Source organism: Parasutterella muris (assembly GCF_943193095.1).
Classification (GTDB): domain Bacteria; phylum Pseudomonadota; class Gammaproteobacteria; order Burkholderiales; family Burkholderiaceae_F; genus Parasutterella; species Parasutterella muris.
On the sequence record NZ_CALPCV010000067.1, the window covers coordinates 1 to 1,471 of the forward strand.

The following is a 1,471-nucleotide window of genomic DNA, read 5'->3' on the forward strand; positions in this document are numbered from 1 at the left end:
ATCGTTGTTGATGAACAGCACCTGCTCACACAGGCTGAATGGGATGCCATCTTCAACACTCAGAACCTGATCAATCCTAAATTTGTTAAGTAATTAAAAATCCGTTAAGGATGTTAAATACCTTTCGGGTCGGTCTCACATGACGCTTCCGATCCGAAAGGGGGAATAACGGCGCTGCCCATAAATAGGTGCCGGCCACTTGAAGTCAAACTATCCGCTTGATTTCTTTCGGAGGATATATGGATATCATGATTATTCTTCAGATCATCGTCCTGCTGGGCGCGATCTTCATCGGTGTTCGCCTTGGCGGCATCGGCATTGGTTACGCTGGCGGCGCTGGCGTTCTCGTACTCGGTCTCTGCCTTGGCATGAAACCGGGCAACATCCCCTGGGATGTGATCCTGATCATCGCTTCCGTGATCGCTGCTATCTCTGTAATGCAGCTCGCGGGCGGTCTTAACTATTTGGTCTACATTGCTGAGAAAATTCTCTACAAGAACCCAAAATACATTAACTACCTCGCTCCGCTGGTCACATATGTTCTGACAATTTTTGCCGGTACAGGCCACACAGCTTTCTCGATGATTCCGGTTATCGTTGAAGTTGCTAAAGGCGAAAATGTTCGTCCCGCGGTTCCGCTCTCTATCGCTGTTGTTGCTTCCCAGATCGCGATTACCGCTTCTCCGGTTTCCGCCGCTGTTATTTACATGACAGGTGTTCTGGAACCCTTCGGCTGGAGCTATCCGGCTCTGCTTGGTGTTTGGCTTCTGACAACATTCGCAGGCTGCATGGTCACAGCATTCATCATGACGCTCATCTCTAAGATGGACCTCTCTGCAGACCCGATCTATCAGGAAAGACTTAAAGAAGGTCTTGTCAAACCGACAGTTGGTCTTCATGAAATGAAGATTGATGCCAAGGCTAAACTCTCTGTTTGGATCTTCCTTGTCGGCGTTCTCTGCGTTGTTTTCTACGCTTCCGCCATTTCTCCGGCTGTCGGCCTGATCAAGAACGTTGTCGTTCCTCGTGACGCAGCCATTATGAGCCTGATGCTTACAGTCGGCGCCCTTATTACCGTCCTCTGTAAAGTTAAACTCGGTGACGTTGCCGGTACATCCGTCTTCAAGTCCGGCATGGTTGCCTGCGTCTGCGTTCTCGGTGTTGCATGGCTTGGCGATACATTCGTTTCCGGTCACACCAACGAAATCAAGGCGTTTGCTTCTCAGACTATCAGCCAGTATCCGGCTCTGCTTGCCGTTGTGTTCTTCTTAGCCGCTATGCTCCTGTACTCTCAGGCCGCTACTGCTAAGGCGATTACTCCGACAGTTGTTGCAGCGCTCGGCATTACTGCTGCCAACCCTGACAACGCCTACATGCTGGTTGCCTGCTTCGCCGCTGTTTCCGCTCTGTTCGTTCTCCCGACATACCCGACACTGCTCGGCGCTGTTCAGATGGACGACACCGGTACAAC

The 1,471-nt window shown here is 50.9% G+C and carries 1 protein-coding gene; it reads left to right on the top strand.

The features are described from left to right. Positions 1-239 precede the first annotated feature (239 nt). Positions 240-1,471: anaerobic C4-dicarboxylate transporter (locus NFR90_RS11555; protein WP_251453154.1), on the top strand; the 1,232-nt coding region annotated here is incomplete at its 3' end.